Annotated in this window: 11 protein-coding genes; 1 reads left to right on the top strand and 10 read right to left on the bottom strand. The window is 36.9% G+C overall.

The annotated features are described in order from the left end of the window. Positions 1-206: 206 nt before the first annotated feature. The 5 genes from LD272_RS13250 to xylA form a co-directional block, all read right to left on the bottom strand. Entirely contained in the window at positions 207-1,550 is a 1,344-nt protein-coding gene (locus tag LD272_RS13250) for an extracellular solute-binding protein (RefSeq protein ID WP_439647402.1), read from the bottom strand. A gap of 96 nt (positions 1,551-1,646) precedes the next feature. Beyond that, entirely contained in the window at positions 1,647-2,435 is a 789-nt protein-coding gene (locus LD272_RS13245; protein ID WP_226037086.1) for a response regulator transcription factor, read from the bottom strand. Next, on the bottom strand, positions 2,404-4,176 hold the full coding sequence (locus tag LD272_RS13240; protein ID WP_226037085.1) for a sensor histidine kinase: 1,773 nt from the start codon (positions 4,174-4,176) through the stop codon (positions 2,404-2,406). Before LD272_RS13240 ends, LD272_RS13245 begins: the two co-directional genes overlap by 32 nt. A 383-nt stretch (positions 4,177-4,559) precedes the next feature. Then, positions 4,560-6,059 carry a xylulokinase gene (gene xylB, locus LD272_RS13235; protein WP_226037084.1) on the bottom strand — a complete coding sequence of 500 codons (1,500 nt, stop codon included), beginning with the start codon at positions 6,057-6,059 and terminating at the stop codon, positions 4,560-4,562. Between the two features lie 131 nt (positions 6,060-6,190). Beyond that, the gene (gene xylA, locus LD272_RS13230) at positions 6,191-7,516 is read right to left on the bottom strand and encodes a xylose isomerase (protein ID WP_226037083.1); all 1,326 of its coding nucleotides are present in this window, start codon (positions 7,514-7,516) and stop codon (positions 6,191-6,193) included. Between the two features lie 168 nt (positions 7,517-7,684). On the opposite strand from xylA, the gene LD272_RS13225 reads away from it, so the two are divergent. Continuing rightward, positions 7,685-8,863 carry an ROK family transcriptional regulator gene (locus LD272_RS13225; RefSeq protein ID WP_226037082.1) on the top strand — a complete coding sequence of 393 codons (1,179 nt, stop codon included), beginning with the start codon at positions 7,685-7,687 and terminating at the stop codon, positions 8,861-8,863. Positions 8,864-9,029: 166 nt separating this feature from the next. Here the strand turns inward: LD272_RS13225 and LD272_RS13220 are convergent, their stop codons facing one another. From LD272_RS13220 to LD272_RS13200, 5 genes are all read right to left on the bottom strand, one after another. Further along, positions 9,030-10,628, bottom strand: a complete 1,599-nt coding sequence (locus tag LD272_RS13220; RefSeq protein ID WP_226037081.1) for a xylulokinase — start codon at positions 10,626-10,628, stop codon at positions 9,030-9,032. A gap of 357 nt (positions 10,629-10,985) precedes the next feature. Then, entirely contained in the window at positions 10,986-12,113 is a 1,128-nt protein-coding gene (locus LD272_RS13215) for a Gfo/Idh/MocA family protein (RefSeq protein WP_226037160.1), read from the bottom strand. Between the two features lie 23 nt (positions 12,114-12,136). Then, positions 12,137-13,105, bottom strand: a complete 969-nt coding sequence (locus LD272_RS13210; RefSeq protein ID WP_226037080.1) for a sugar phosphate isomerase/epimerase family protein — start codon at positions 13,103-13,105, stop codon at positions 12,137-12,139. Between the two features lie 20 nt (positions 13,106-13,125). After that, positions 13,126-14,241: a Gfo/Idh/MocA family protein gene (locus LD272_RS13205; protein ID WP_226037079.1), complete on the bottom strand. Its 1,116-nt coding sequence runs from the start codon at positions 14,239-14,241 to the stop codon at positions 13,126-13,128. A 25-nt stretch (positions 14,242-14,266) separates the two neighbouring features. Continuing rightward, positions 14,267-14,917, bottom strand: a complete 651-nt coding sequence (locus LD272_RS13200) for a ThuA domain-containing protein (RefSeq protein WP_226037078.1) — start codon at positions 14,915-14,917, stop codon at positions 14,267-14,269. Positions 14,918-15,102 lie beyond the last annotated feature (185 nt).

Genomic DNA, 15,102 nt, shown 5'->3' with positions numbered 1-15,102 from the left:
AATTTTAAATCCACCTTTGGTATCGACTGTTAAAGTGCAGTAATCAAAGTAATGGCAGTTCGAAAGCGAATTGAATTTTCAGCTTCCAGTTTTCCCACCTTATAACCTTCAGTAGGAAGATGAGAAAACTGGAAGCTTCACCTAAAAGGTGAAGGGCATATCAGAGATATAAGATATGCCCTTTCCAATTTTATATCTATTTATTATTACTCTTCTTCAGCTGCAAGTGCGTCTTCTTGTTCTTTAGCAAATTCCTCTGGAGAAACTTCGCCGCCAAACAATGCTTGAATCATATTTAAGTGCACTTGTGCAACACTAGCACTCATTTGAACATCTGCATAAAGTGTAATGTTTGATGCTTCGTTAAGATCATTTAGAACGTCAATATACATGTCTGGAAGTTCCACATTTTCTGTATCCACTTTAGTTGCTGGGATTACACCTGCATTTGATACAGCTTGCTCTCCCCATTTCTCAACAAAAAATGATACAAAATCTTTCGCTTCATCTTTTACTGGTGAATCTTCTGCTACAAACAATCCAACACCAGGGCCACCTACATAACTATTCTTATCCCCTTTTCCATCAACAGTAGGGAATTTGAAATATCCAACATTATCTCTGAATTCCTGTGGATTGTTTTCATCAGTAGTCCACTGAGGAAGATCCCATGTTGCCATTAGATACATAGCTGCTTGCTCGTTAATAAAGTAACCTTTTGCTTCATCATTTGCCAAACCGTTATAGCCTTTTACAAATCCACCCATATCAACTAGCTCTTGAACTTTTGCTGCTGCCTCAACTAAAGCAGGATCTTCAAAGCTACCAGAACGATTGATTGCATTAGTAAGAGTTTCTGCTCCACCAATACGATCAGCTAAATACATGTACCACATAGAACCAGTCCAGCTATCCTTGTTACCTAGAGTAATTGGAATAACGTCATTATCAACAAAAGTTTGAACAGCTGCCTTTAGCTCTTCAAAAGTTTCTGGTATTTCTACACCGTGCTCTTCAAAAATAGCTTTATTGTACATAACTGGAGTAATGTTTAACTCAAGTGGTAAACCATAAGTTGTGCCATCAATAGCATAAGCTTCTGCTGTACCAGGTACGAATGAATCACTGTGATCGTTTTCAATAATGTCATCTAAAGGTGCAAACATATCTCCACCAACATATGGGTCTAAGAATCCAGCTGCCCAAGTCATACCAACATCAGGTAGTTCATTGGAAGAAGATAGTACCTTTAATTTTTCTTTGTACTGCTCATTACCAAGAATTTCTGTTTCAACTGTAATTCCTGGATTTGCTTCTTCATACTCTGCAATAATGTCATTAACGATTAAATGGTGCTGCCTTGAACTTCCTTCAGGCCATAAGTGCATAAAATTAATAGTTTTTTCTTCTACATCTGAACCGCTTTCATTATCTGAATCATCAGATCCACTAGCTCCGTCATCTTCTGAACCACTAGCACAACCTGCTAGCGCTATCATTAATATTGCAATCAATCCTAAAATAAACGGAAACGCTTTCTTATTCAATATAATTACCCCCTATATGATGTCTTAACTACAACCTTAGTTTATCATCACATTTAAGGGGGCGTAAGGTAACTATGATTGGGTAAAATACTACTATCTTTAGAAATCGCTTTCATTCCCTTTACGATAACTGCTTGGAGTCAATCCTTCGTATTGCTTGAACAGTTTTATGAAGTACTTCGATGTATTATAGCCCACTCTTTCAGCTATTTCGGTAACTGGTAGGGTTGATGTTATTAGAAGATTCTTGGCATATTGAAGTCGGGTTCTTGTTAGATACTCGCTAAATGTCAAATTTGTTTGCTCCTTAAATAAGGCACTAAAGTAACTGGCGTTTAAATGAACATGATCTGCAACTTGTTTTAATGTAAGCTCTTCACTGAAATTTCCATCAATATAAAGCAATGCATCTTTAATTGAATTCGTATAATTTGAATAGCTTTCCTCATAATTTATATCAATGAGCTTACCGTCTGCTACTTTTTCAATCATGCCAGTCCTTGTTTGTCTTTGCTCAACCTGTAAGGCTTGTTCTACTGCCTCAACTAATTTTTGTTTACTAACGGGTTTAAGTAAATAATTTACGACTCCTAGTCTAAGTGCTTCTTGTGCATATGAGAATTCTGAGTAGGCTGATACAATGATTACGACAGGATTTCTATTATGTTCTTTTAATGTTTCTAGTAATTTTAATCCAGTAACTTCAGGCATGCGAATATCGGTAAGCATCAGGTTAATTTTATTGGAGCGGACTATTTCAATCGCTTCCGCTCCACCCGCAGCACTCAAAATTACATGTTTACCATCGGACCATTGTTCCAATGTTTTTTTAAACCCCTGCCTTATCCTTGGTTCATCATCCACGACTAAGATTGTTTTCTGATTCATCCATTTTACCCCCATTAATCGGTATTTCAAAAGAGACACTTGTCCCTATATTCATCGTGCTCTTAATGACTAACCCGTCTAACTGTTCATCTTGATAGTACAACTGAAGTCTTTTTTGAACGTTTGTGATTGCGATACCATTCCCTTTAACAGAAGAAACCCCACCTTCACTAATTGATCTATAGAGCCATTCAATTTTTTCAGGGTCCATTCCCGGTCCGTCATCTGTCACTTTAATCTTTAAATAACCTTTATTTTCAGATTCCTCGACAATGATTGACACCATGCACGGATTAACCGTGTTACCCGCACCATGCAGAACTGCATTTTCTACAAGTGGTTGAATCAATAGTTTTGGAATTTGAACCGACTCCCATTCGCTAGGAAGAACTTGTTTCCATCCAAGTCGGTTTCCGAAACGCAATTTCATTATTTGCATATATCTTTCAATATGTTCCATTTCTTCTTTAATACTAACCCATTCTCCTTTATTGATATGTGTTATTGTGTACCTAAACAGTTCCGACATCGCAAGTACAAGTTCAGCGAGTTCCTCTTCCTCCTTCTCCTCTAACGACCAATAAAATGCATCTAAAGTATTAAACAAAAAGTGTGGATTTATCTGGGCCTGTAAAGCTTTCAATTCTGTTCTACTCCGCGTTAACTCTTTTTCATACACCATTTGGATTAAATGATTTGTTTCTTCAACTAACTGATTGTACGTATTATTTAATTCATTAATTTCATTTGTTGATGAACTCTCAGGATTCACTGTCAGAATTCCTTCACTTGCCTGTCTCATGGCTGAGGTTAATTTAATAATAGGACGTGTAATTATTGTTGATAAAAAGAAAGAGAAAATAACGAAAATAACAATACCAACAATCCCTGAAACAATAATGACCGTTCTTACTACTGAAATCCCTTGGGTTAGCGCGCTAACCGGAGATAGAATAACTAATGTCCAGTCAGTGATACTAGAAGTCTGTCTAGTTAACATATAATCTTCACCATTAATCTGGATTGTATCTCGTTCATTAGATAAGACATCGTCTATATCACCAGTATAGTTTGAAACAATCGGATTTGAATTTTTATCAACTAAAACAGTATATTCGTTAGCTTCAGACTTTGTGGCATCGTTAAGTTGAAAATAGTTTTTATTAATACGGACTAATAAATAACCACCATTTGTAAAATCATGATTCATTAGACTTACACGCCTAAGGGCTAAATAATAGTCAGAATCTACTGCATCTTCTCCAATCCAGACTAATCTTCCTTTCTTGCGATGAGCCTCGCTCACATATTCCGGATTGACCTGAGTTGTTAAATATTCATCACCAAGCGGGACAATTTTACGGTAATTTTTCGTATATAATTCTACAGCATAAACTCCATCCGCATTGGCATGAAGTGTATTAACAATATCCATTAATGATTGCCTTTGATTGAATGTTGCCTGAATTCCCGAGAATTCACCTAATAAAAGCTCTTGTACACTCCCATTTGTTGCAATCTGCTTTGTTGATAAATTTATTTGCTCATAGAGTGATTCAAAACGACCACTTGTTTCAATTGCAACCTGCTCCATTTGTTCTTCTGCATTATCCTTCAATATCATTGATACACGGTTATAAGTCAAAATTCCTACTATAACTAATACGATAAGCATAACAAATACAAATACAATCAATATTTGATTACGTAACGTATTCCATTTTCTAAATAAAGATAACAATATAAGTCAATCCTTCTTTAATCACTTTTATTCACTATTCGACAAAATCTTATTTAGAGTTTACCATGAAAAATAAATTGTTACCTTAATAATCTAGTGCACCAGATTAGAAATAAACTATACTAAATATTTTCTCTATAAATTGACTCACTTATATTTTGTAAAAAGTAAATGAATGAGAAAAATAAGTGCTCCTAAAATTATATTTAAGAACACCTATTTTCTATGCAATATGTAAAACCTTACAAATTTTAATGAAAAATATGCGTTGCTATATTAGTAGAAAGAGGAGGCAAATTAGATTAATCCAATTAATCCAATCTACCTCCTAATTATACATCTACATTTTTTCTTGTTGATCGTCTTTCACTTAGTAGAAGCGTTTAATTTCTAAAGTCCATCAACTGTTTGTTCAAATCCGCGGTTTGAACATAAACTTGCTTATAAACTTTAAACAGTTTTTCATACTTTTCTACATTTTCTTTATTTGGTTGATAGACTTCAGCTTCTGTTAAAAATGCATCTGCGCATTCCTCAAGTGAAGAAAACCATCCAGAACCAAATGCTGCTAACATCGCTGCGCCCATTCCCGGTCCTTGTTCACTAGTTAGTTTTACAATTTTGGCATCGAAAATATCTGCCTGCATTTGCAACCATTCTTCATTTTTTGCACCGCCACCGATTGAATAAATCGTGTCAATTGTTTTACCACTTTTTCTAAAGATATCAATTGACTCATTTAAAGAAAACGTGATTCCTTCTAATACAGAACGAGCAAAATCTTTTCTCTTATGTGAGCTATCCATCCCGATGAAGCTTGCTCGTATCGACGAGTCTGCATGTGGCGTTCTTTCGCCAACAAGATATGGAGTGAACAATAGCCCATTAGATCCTACAGGTACAGTTCCCACTTCATTCAGTAGTGTATCGAAGTCTTCATCTTCTGCAAAAGTATTTTTAAACCAGTTCAAACTATGTCCTGCAGACAACGTTACACCCATCGTATAGTAGGCATTTGGTGCACTATGGTTAAAGTAGTGGACTTTACCCTCGTAATCTTTATCACCATTTTCCTCATAGGAAAGCACAACTCCTGAAGTACCAATACTTGCGAATGTCTTTCCAGGTGAAAGAATGCCTGAGCCTATTGCCCCACATGCATTATCGGCTCCACCAGCAAATACATCTGTTGTTGCCACAAGACCAGTTTGGTTAGAAAAATCAGCAGTTATTTTACCGACATTGTCATGTGAGTTAACTAGTGGTGCACAAATTGAAATATCAATACCAAGTAGGTCACATATTTCTTTGCTCCACTTTTTTGAACCTACATCTAACAAGCTAGTTCCAGCAGCATCCGAGTACTCCATTTGCAGCTTCCCAGTAATACGGTAGCGCAAGTAGTCCTTAGGAAGTACAAATGTCTTAGCTTTTTGATAGGTGTCTGGTTCATTTTCCTTCACCCATAATATTTTGGGTAACGTAAATCCTTCTAACGCCAAGTTTTTTGTAATAGAAATAAATTTTTCCTTACCAACCTGATCATAAATATCCTGACACTGTTTAGTCGTGCGCGTATCATTCCATAAAATAGCGTTGCGGAGAACGTCATTGTTCTCATCTAGTAAAACTAAACCATGCATTTGTCCAGAAAAACTCAATCCTTCGATATCATTTATTTCTCCATCAAATGTTTCAATAAGTTCAGCAATTCCGGCAGTAGTTTGACTTACCCATTCCTCGGGATCTTGTTCGCTGTAACCTGTTTTCTCTTGAATTAGAGGATAGGATTTAGAAACTTCATGCGCTACCTCTCCATTCTTATTCACAAGTAGAAGCTTGACAGCACTTGTTCCAAGATCGACACCAATTACATATTTCATCAGAGCACCTCTTTTCATAAATTAACACTAGATTCCTCAACGACCACTACCCACACTTATGTTTCTTATAAGTGTGGGTGATTTGGACGCTGACAATGAGATTATCAACCACTAAGGTCAGTTATTTCTACTTACTTTCCAGCGTAAGCTCTTAATAGATACTGGTTAATTGTTGCTTTAATACTTTCTAAGCGACCAGATTTGTTTGTTATCTCAGTTAACCCAAGTGCATGTTCTTCTAGTTTTTTGAAGTCTGTTTTTCCTTCAACAATATCTAAACCAACGCCACTTGTATAGCTCTTATAACGATCTTCCATAAGGTTTTCAAATACTTTATCTTCAATTAGTTGGTTAGCAACTTTGTAGCCTACTGCAAATGAATCCATACCAGCAATGTGTGCGTGGAATAAATCATCTGTCTCAAATGAACCTCTTCTTACTTTCGCATCGAAGTTCAATCCACCAGCCCCAAGTCCACCATTTTTAATGATTTCATACATAGCTAATGTAGTTGAATACAAGTCTGTCGGGAATTCGTCTGTATCCCAACCAAGTAGTGGGTCACCTTGGTTAGCATCTACAGACCCTAAAAGTCCGTTAACCCTGGCATAGCGAAGCTCGTGTTCAAATGTATGACCAGCTAGTGTAGCATGGTTCGCTTCAATGTTAAATTTGAAATGTTTTTCTAAACCATAGTTTTGTAAGAATGCATGTCCAGTTGCAACATCAAAGTCATACTGGTGTGTTGTAGGCTCTTTTGGTTTTGGTTCAATTAGGAACTGAGCATCAAAGCCAATTTCTTTCGCATAGTCTACTGCCATGTGGAAGAAACGTCCAAGATTATCTTGCTCTAGTTTCATGTCTGTGTTTAATAGAGTCTCGTAACCTTCACGACCACCCCAGAACACATAATTCTCTCCACCAAGCTCTTTACCAATTTCTAATTGCTTTTTCACTTTTGCTGCAGCATAAGCATACACATCTGCATTACTAGAAGAAGCAGCACCGTGAACGAACATTGGATTTGTGAAATTATTAGCAGTGTTCCAAAGCAATTTCACTTTACTATCCTTCATGTAATCTTTTATCATGCTAACAATAACATCAAGGTTTTGATTTGATTCTTTTAATGTGCTACCTTCTGGTGCAATATCAATATCATGGAAACAGAAATATGGTACACCTAGTTTTTCGAAAAACTCAAAAGATGCTTCAACACGCGCTTTTGCTAAATCCATTCCAGTGTATTGGTGCCAAGGACGGATTGCAGTTCCAGCTCCAAATGGATCTGTTAAATCTTGCGTAAATGTATGCCAATATGCAACACCATAACGTAGATATTCTTCCATTGTTTTTCCGTTAATTACTTCCTCTGGATTGTAAAATTTAAATGCAAAAGGATTATTAGAATTTGGACCTTCATACTTTATCTTGTTAACGTTTTCAAAGTAAACCATAAAAAATTCCTCCATTTTATTATTAATTTGTAAAACTAACTAAATTATCAAGCTATGCATTTATTATAACAACGACTTTCAAGTTTGTCTAGTGGATAAACAAAGTTTATGATAAAATGAATTTTACAGAATATTATTGAATTTATCCTGAGAGCGAGTTGATTGTAAATGAATCAAACATGGAATCAACATGTTGTTAAAAAAGAAAATAAAACGTTAGTGCTAGAAAAAGTTAAAGAAAAAGCACCTATTTCACGGGCAGATGTTGCCCAGAAAACAGGTTTAAACAAAGGTACTGTATCATCTCTAGTTAGTGAGTTAATTACAGAACAATTAATTGATGAATCTGGACCTGGTGAATCTAGTGGTGGCAGAAGACCCGTTATGCTCCTTTTCAATCAATTGGCAGGCTTCTCGATTGGTATTGATTTAGGTGTGAATTACTTACTTGGTATCTTAACAGATCTTAATGGCAACATTATAAATGAAAAAAAAGTGAATTATGAAGAGTTCTCCTATCAAGAGATTGTTGATCAGTTATTTAAAATCATTGATGTTTTAACTTCTTCTGCACCACCAAGTCCTTACGGGGTAGTTGGTATTGGTATTGGTGTTCCTGGTATTGTCAGTAAGGAAGGAGAAATCTTATTCGCACCTAACTTAAATTGGAAACGAATTCATCTTAAACAAGTTATCGAAAAACAATACGAAATACCTGTAATCATTGAAAACGAAGCGAATGCAGGTGCATATGGCGAGAAAAAGTTTGGAATTGGTCAAAAGTTTGAGGATATTATTTACGTTAGTGTTGGCGTAGGTATTGGTGTAGGTCTGATTTTAAACGGGAAACTTTATAAAGGAAACAATGGTTTTTCTGGTGAATCAGGACATATGACAATAGAGATAAACGGTTTAGAATGTCGATGTGGCAATAACGGTTGCTGGGAATTGTATGCATCTGAGCAAGCACTGTTAAGAAGGGCAGAAAAATTAAAGATTCAGCCTCCTACGGGCGAGGAATTAACATTACAAACATTAAACCTTCTTGCAGAACAAAATGACGAGAAAGTTCTTAGATTATTCGAGGAAAATGGGGATTATTTAGGAGTAGGTATTACAAATATTGTTAATACGTTTAATCCTAATCAGATTATTATTGGTAACAGAATGTCGTCATCAGAAAAATGGATTAAATCTTCCTTGAAAAATAGAATAGATAAACATACTCTAAAGCAACATCAAAATGATTTAAAAATTGATTATTCACAACTTACCACACACTCCACTGCTTTAGGAGTTGCGGCTTTTACAATTGAGAATTTTTTAGAAGTGGACATTAAACTGTAGTTGTTTTGCAGTTAAATAAGGGGATGCACAAAAAGTATAATCCATCTAACTTCATTAGATATCCCCTTATTAACTATTAAATCACTTGGAAATTTGGTTGAATTGGAACAAAAAAACGCGACAAGAGACATACAAATCCCGTATCGCGTTATGAATTGCTAGCTATTTATTTACTATTTTCTACTGCGGCTCTTTCAATTGCAAGCCCCTGGGTATAACGTTCCATAAATTTTTCAAAACCCTCTACATCCTTAGGATCTGGGGACACAGTTTTACCCTCTTTATCAGCGAATACTGTTTTGTTTAAATACTCTTCCAACGTTTCATCATTCGCTTTGTTAGTCATATAAGATGCAAGTAGGGCGATACCCCATGCTCCGCCTTCTCCTGCAGTTTCCATAACAGAAACAGGCACATTAAAGGCAGCGGCCAAGAAACCTTGCCCTACACCTTCTGTCTTAAATAGGCCACCGTGACCTAAAATTTCATCCAATTTCACTTTTTCTTCTTTGATCAGAATATCCATACCTAGTTTCATTGCGCCAAATGCCGAAAATAAATGGACACGCATGAAATTCGCGAGATTGAAATTGCTGTCTGAAGAACGAACAAACAATGGACGGCCTTCTTCAAAATGGGTCATGTGTTCACCTGAAAGATATCCATACGATAATAGACCACCGCCATCCGGGTCTCCTTTTAGGGCTTGTTTAAATAAAGTTTCATATAACTTATTTGTATCCACATCAATACCCATTGTTTTTGAAAATTCCTCAAATAATCCGACCCATGCGTTAAGATCTGAAGAACAGTTATTAGAGTGAGCCATCGCTACCAGATTACCTGTTGGCGTGGTAACAAGATCAATTTCTGGGTGTACCTTAGACAAATTACTTTCCAGTACAACCATCGCAAATGCGGAAGTACCAGCAGAAACATTACCAGTACGTTTCGCTATACTATTCGTTGCAACCATACCAGTACCTGCATCACCCTCAGGCGGACAAAGTTTAATACCAGACTCAAGTTCTCCTGTTACATCCAGAAGTTTTGCACCTTCTTGTGTAAGGACACCAGCGTTTTCACCTGCCACTAAAACCTCTGGCATAATATCTTCAAGTTTCCACGGTAGATTTTTAGGTGCGATTAATTCATTGAACTGATTGATCATTGTTTGATTGTAATTCTTGGTATCTAGGTCAATTGGAAATACTCCAGAAGCTTCACCAACTCCTAGAACCTTCTGCCCTGTCAGTTTCCAATGGATATAACCAGCTAACGTTGTCTGAAAGCTAATATCAGCAATATGTTCTTCCTGGTTCAAAATTGCCTGATACAAATGAGCAATACTCCATCTTTGAGGAATATTGTGGTTATATAGTTCAGTCAATTCTTTCGAAGCCTGTTCGGTAATATTGTTTCGCCAAGTACGGAAAGGTACTAGAAGCTCTCCATCTTTGTCAAAAGCCATATAGCCATGCATCATTGCACTAAAACCAATTGCACCTACTGATTTTATCGTGACTCCATATTGCCGTTTAACATCGTTGGCCATTTTTTGATAACTATCTTGTAAACCCTTCCAAATATCCTCTACGTTGTAGGTCCAGATATTGTTCACATAGCTGTTTTCCCAGTCATGACTACCAGATGCAATTGGTGCATTATCTTCTCCAATGAGAACTGCTTTAATTCGGGTTGAACCAAGTTCAATACCAAGTACTGTTTTGCCATTTTGAATCGCATTTTTCACATCAAGACTCATGTAAGTTTCCCCCAATATAATGAAATAAAGTAATTTATGTAAATCAATAACAGTAAACCAAGTAAATTGGTTTCTCTAATTAAAGTAACACTAGCAATATATTTATTATAAAAGATATGAGGAAGTATTACAATCGTAAATGTACGTACAACTTTAGAATAAATGCGTTATTTTTCGTAAATAAACAATATGGTTCGACAATAAGTAATGAATTTGACAGACTACCGATGTTTTGATTAATTTTAAGGTTTAAATCATAAATTAACATTTTATATTTATTCCTGAATTCACAAGAAAAAAACAGCGGAAGATACTATGAAATCTTCCCCTGCTCCACACATGTATTTTTTAAAACTATTATAGTTCAACCCACTGTCTTGTCTCTGAAGACTTCTCAATCGCTTGCAATACTTTCTGATTCTTAACACCATCTTCAAAGTTTGGAGTTGGTTGATAGTCTTCTGCAATACCGTTCAAGAATTCATGAATTAAATGAATAAAGGTATGCTCGTAACCAATGATGTGACCTGCAGGCCAATAATTTCCAGCATACGGATGATACTCTTCCGTACAATTAATTAGCCGGAAACCTTGTAAACCAGGCTCGTCATCATCAAAATACACCTCTAAATTATTCATATTCTCCATGTCCCATCGAACAGAGCCTTTTTCGCCATTAATTTCGAACCGATTCTTGTTACGATTTCCACCGGCAAACCTAGATGCTTCGAAGGTTCCTAGTGCACCCGATTCAAATCGAGCAATAAAGGCTACGGCATCATCAACCGTGACTTCTCCTAGCTCTTTTCCTCCAGTTTTCCCCTTTAGACCACCAGCCATTTCACCAATTGGTCGTTGCTTAATAAATGTTTCTGTTGTTCCAACAAGCTCCTTAAATTCACCTACCAAGAAGCGCGCTAAATCAATACTGTGGGCACCAATATCTCCAAGCGCTCCAGAACCAGACACTTCTTTCTTTAGACGCCAGACAAGCGGAAACTCTGGATCCATAATGAAGTCTTGCAAATAATTTGCTCTAAAATGATAGATTCTACCTAACCGACCTTCTTCAATTAATTTTTTAGTAAATTGCACTGCGGGAACATATCGATAGTTATGGCAAATCATATGTTTTACCTTATGTTTTTTGACAGCCTCATACATTTGTTCTGCTTCCTCAATTGTTAAGGCTAATGGTTTTTCGGTAATAATATGTTTACCCGCTTCTGCTGCAGCGATTGCAATTTCCGCATGGGTATGATTTGGTGTAACGATATCAATCACATCAATATCATCACGTTCAATTACCTTTCTCCAGTCAGTTTCATAGGATTCCCACCCCATTTTTTCAGCGGCTTCTTTAACTGCCTCTTCATTTCGACCAGAAACTACTTTTAATATCGGTTTAATCTTAGGATCAAAGAAAAAAGGCAAATCACGATATGCATGGCTATGAGCCTTTCCCATAAACTGATATCCTATCATCCCTATCCGGATTTCTTTTTGGGTTACGCCCACCACATTTCACCAACCTTTTCCTTAATAAGTACATTCTTAAGTAATGCGGCACCTTTTTGAAAACCTTCATCGACAGACATTAAACTGTCTTCATGTTCAATACTAACCGCCCCCTTATAGCCTACTAATTGAAGGGCGCTAATAATTTTGCGCCACGTCTCTTCCCCGTGACCATAGCCAATCGTACGGAAAATCCACGAACGATTTAGTTCATCGCTATACGGTTTTGTATCTAAAACACCATTGACTGCCGTATTTTGATCATCAAACGCAGTGTCCTTGGCATGGAAATGGTATAATGCATCATGCTTTGCAATTTCTTTAATACTTGCAACAGGATCCATTTGCTGCCAAAACAAATGACTTGGGTCAAAGTTAACGCCGATATTGTCACCACATTCCGTTCTTAACCTTAAAGCTGTTTCATTGTTGTAAACAACAAATCCTGGATGTGGTTCAATTGCTACCCTAACTCCATGTTCTCTTAAAAATTTACTTTGCTCTGTCCAATATGGAAGAACACGTTCTTTCCACTGCCACTGTAAAACTTCAGCATGATCTTCTGGCCACGGGCACGTTACCCATACTGGAAATCTGGAATGTTCTGATTCACCAGGACAACCTGAAAAAGTAATAACAGTTTCCACACCTAGTTTAGATGCTAAGCGAACAGTATTTTCAAACTGTTGATGATGTTTTTCTGATATTTCTAAGTTAGGATGTAACGGGTTTCCATGGCAGCTTAACGCACTTATTGTTAACCCGCGATCATCAATTGCCTTTTTAAATGCTTGCAATTTCGATTCATCTGCTAACAGTTCAACTGGGTTACAGTGGGCTTCTCCAGGATAACCACCAGTACCTATTTCCACTGAATCCAAGCCTGTTTCCGCAATAACATCTAGAGCTTCCTCTAACGTCCGGTCACCAAACAAAACAGCAAATACACCTAGTTTCATCAAAACACTCCTCATATTTTTTAAAATTTAATCAAATCACTAAAATTATCTTGGTTAATCCCCACCGGTAGCATCGGTGGTTGTTCACATTTACTAGTAAGTTCGTAATGCCGATTAGTGTCAGAAGCATCATGAAATCCATGCATTAGCTCGAGGACATGGTAGGATAAATCCCCATTTGCTCTAGGCGTTTCACCTTTAAGGATGGCAGCCGCCATATCCGCAACACCTAACCCCCGACTATTTTCACTAAAACCATGCGTTAGCGGCATTTCACTCCAACTATCATGATCACGTCTTCTAACATATACCGGTCCACCAAAATTATTAGGATCTGGAACACTTAGACTTCCCTCTGTACCATGTATTTCTATATTAGGTAATTTATGATGCCAGGTATCAAAACTAGTAATAATTGAACCCACCGCACCACTCTCAAAATCTAGTACACCATTAATCTGGGTTGGCGTCTGAACCTGAATTTTTTGTCCATACTTTTGTTTACTAGTAATTGTTCGTTCAGGAAATGTGATATTAGTAGTACCTGTCACACGTTTGACTGGTCCCATCAACGAAACTAGAGCAGTTAAGTAATAAGGACCCATATCAAACATAGGGCCGCCACCCTTCTGATAATAAAAATCCGGGTCTGGGTGCCATCCCTCATGTCCATGATTCATCATGAATGCGGTTACAGAAATAGGTTCACCAATCCAACCATCATCAATTAATTTTCGACTTGTTTGCAATCCAGCACCTAAAAACGTGTCCGGTGCATTTCCTACCATCAACCCTTTTTCCTTTGCGACTCGTAAAACTTGTTGTCCCTCTTCGCGAGTCACAGCAAGAGGTTTTTCTCCGTACACATGTTTACCAGACTCTAGAGCAGCTAGCGCAACCTTCGCATGGACAGCTGGAATGGTTAAATTAATCACCAAATCAATGCTTTGATCAGCTAACAGTTCATCGGTGGTATAAGCATTAGGTATATCGAATTCCTCAGCTCTCTTTTTTGCCCGTTCTAAGTCCAAATCAGCACAGGCTACAATATCATAGACGTCAAACAGTTTTGACGTTTTAAAATAAATTCCACTTATGTTACCACAGCCAATAATCCCAACATTTAGTTTTGTCATCTATTTTTTACCTCAATTCCTGTAATTATCTAGTTGCCCATACCATTCCCTTACGCATTAATTCGATTACCTCTGGCATACGAACAATTTCTGCGACATGGCCTAAACAGTTATAGTAAACCTTTCCTTCACCCCATTTTTTGGTCCAAATAACAGGCATATCTACTTCTCCATTTGCTTTATGTGGACCATCCGCGACTGGGAATCTAGTAGTAGCATGTACCTTTACAACTGGATCAACATGCATATAGTATTGTTCCGAAACAACAGTAAAGTCTTTCACTCCTTTTGTTAATGGATGATCCAGATCTAGTATATTAACCTGGTAAGTAATTCCATCGTTTCCTGGATGAGCAACCCATTGTCCACCTACCATAAATTGATAATCTACCTCCCACCGGAATGAATCTCCCATTCCACCATGCAAGCCTGCCAAGCCTGTACCAGCTTCAACTGCTTTTAGCAATGGTTGTAACTGTTCTTTAGTAATCGTTCCTTGAGTCCAATTAGGTACAATTAAATCATAAGAGGTTAAATCGTCCTCTTCCAACGTAGTAAGTGTATCCGTAATTTTCACTTCAAAATTTTCTTCTTTAAGAATACCTGATAGAATTTCAGCTACATCTTTTGGTTCATGCCCTTGCCATCCACCTTGGAAAATTAAGGCCTTTTTCATAGAAACAACTCCTCATCTGGATAGTTTATTTGATTATTATTATAGGATTTTCTCACTTTTTAATGTGAATTTTACACATATATGTACTTTCGACATTTAAAGTATATTTCCTTTTTGCAGATGAATAATTAAATGAAAAAAACAGATATATACCATTCATCCACAAGCTAAACATAATGTTTAGT

Source organism: Aquibacillus saliphilus, assembly GCF_020404745.1.
GTDB classification, from domain to species: domain Bacteria; phylum Bacillota; class Bacilli; order Bacillales; family Amphibacillaceae; genus Aquibacillus; species Aquibacillus saliphilus.
The sequence above is the reverse complement of the archived record's forward strand: the minus strand, read 5'-3'. Positions and strand labels throughout refer to the sequence as shown.

What these genes read in the sequence shown, in the direction of transcription:
- LD272_RS13210 (WP_226037080.1), bottom strand. Translation starts at nt 13,105, where the DNA reads ATGAAACTAGGTGTATTTGCTGTTTTGTTTGGTGACCGGACGTTAGAG.
- LD272_RS13225 (WP_226037082.1), top strand. Translation starts at nt 7,685, where the DNA reads ATGAATCAAACATGGAATCAACATGTTGTTAAAAAAGAAAATAAAACG.
- LD272_RS13215 (WP_226037160.1), bottom strand. Translation starts at nt 12,113, where the DNA reads ATGATAGGATATCAGTTTATGGGAAAGGCTCATAGCCATGCATATCGT.
- LD272_RS13220 (WP_226037081.1), bottom strand. Translation starts at nt 10,628, where the DNA reads ATGAGTCTTGATGTGAAAAATGCGATTCAAAATGGCAAAACAGTACTT.
- LD272_RS13200 (WP_226037078.1), bottom strand. Translation starts at nt 14,917, where the DNA reads ATGAAAAAGGCCTTAATTTTCCAAGGTGGATGGCAAGGGCATGAACCA.
- LD272_RS13245 (WP_226037086.1), bottom strand. Translation starts at nt 2,435, where the DNA reads ATGAATCAGAAAACAATCTTAGTCGTGGATGATGAACCAAGGATAAGG.
- xylB (WP_226037084.1), bottom strand. Translation starts at nt 6,059, where the DNA reads ATGAAATATGTAATTGGTGTCGATCTTGGAACAAGTGCTGTCAAGCTT.
- xylA (WP_226037083.1), bottom strand. Translation starts at nt 7,516, where the DNA reads ATGGTTTACTTTGAAAACGTTAACAAGATAAAGTATGAAGGTCCAAAT.
- LD272_RS13205 (WP_226037079.1), bottom strand. Translation starts at nt 14,241, where the DNA reads ATGACAAAACTAAATGTTGGGATTATTGGCTGTGGTAACATAAGTGGA.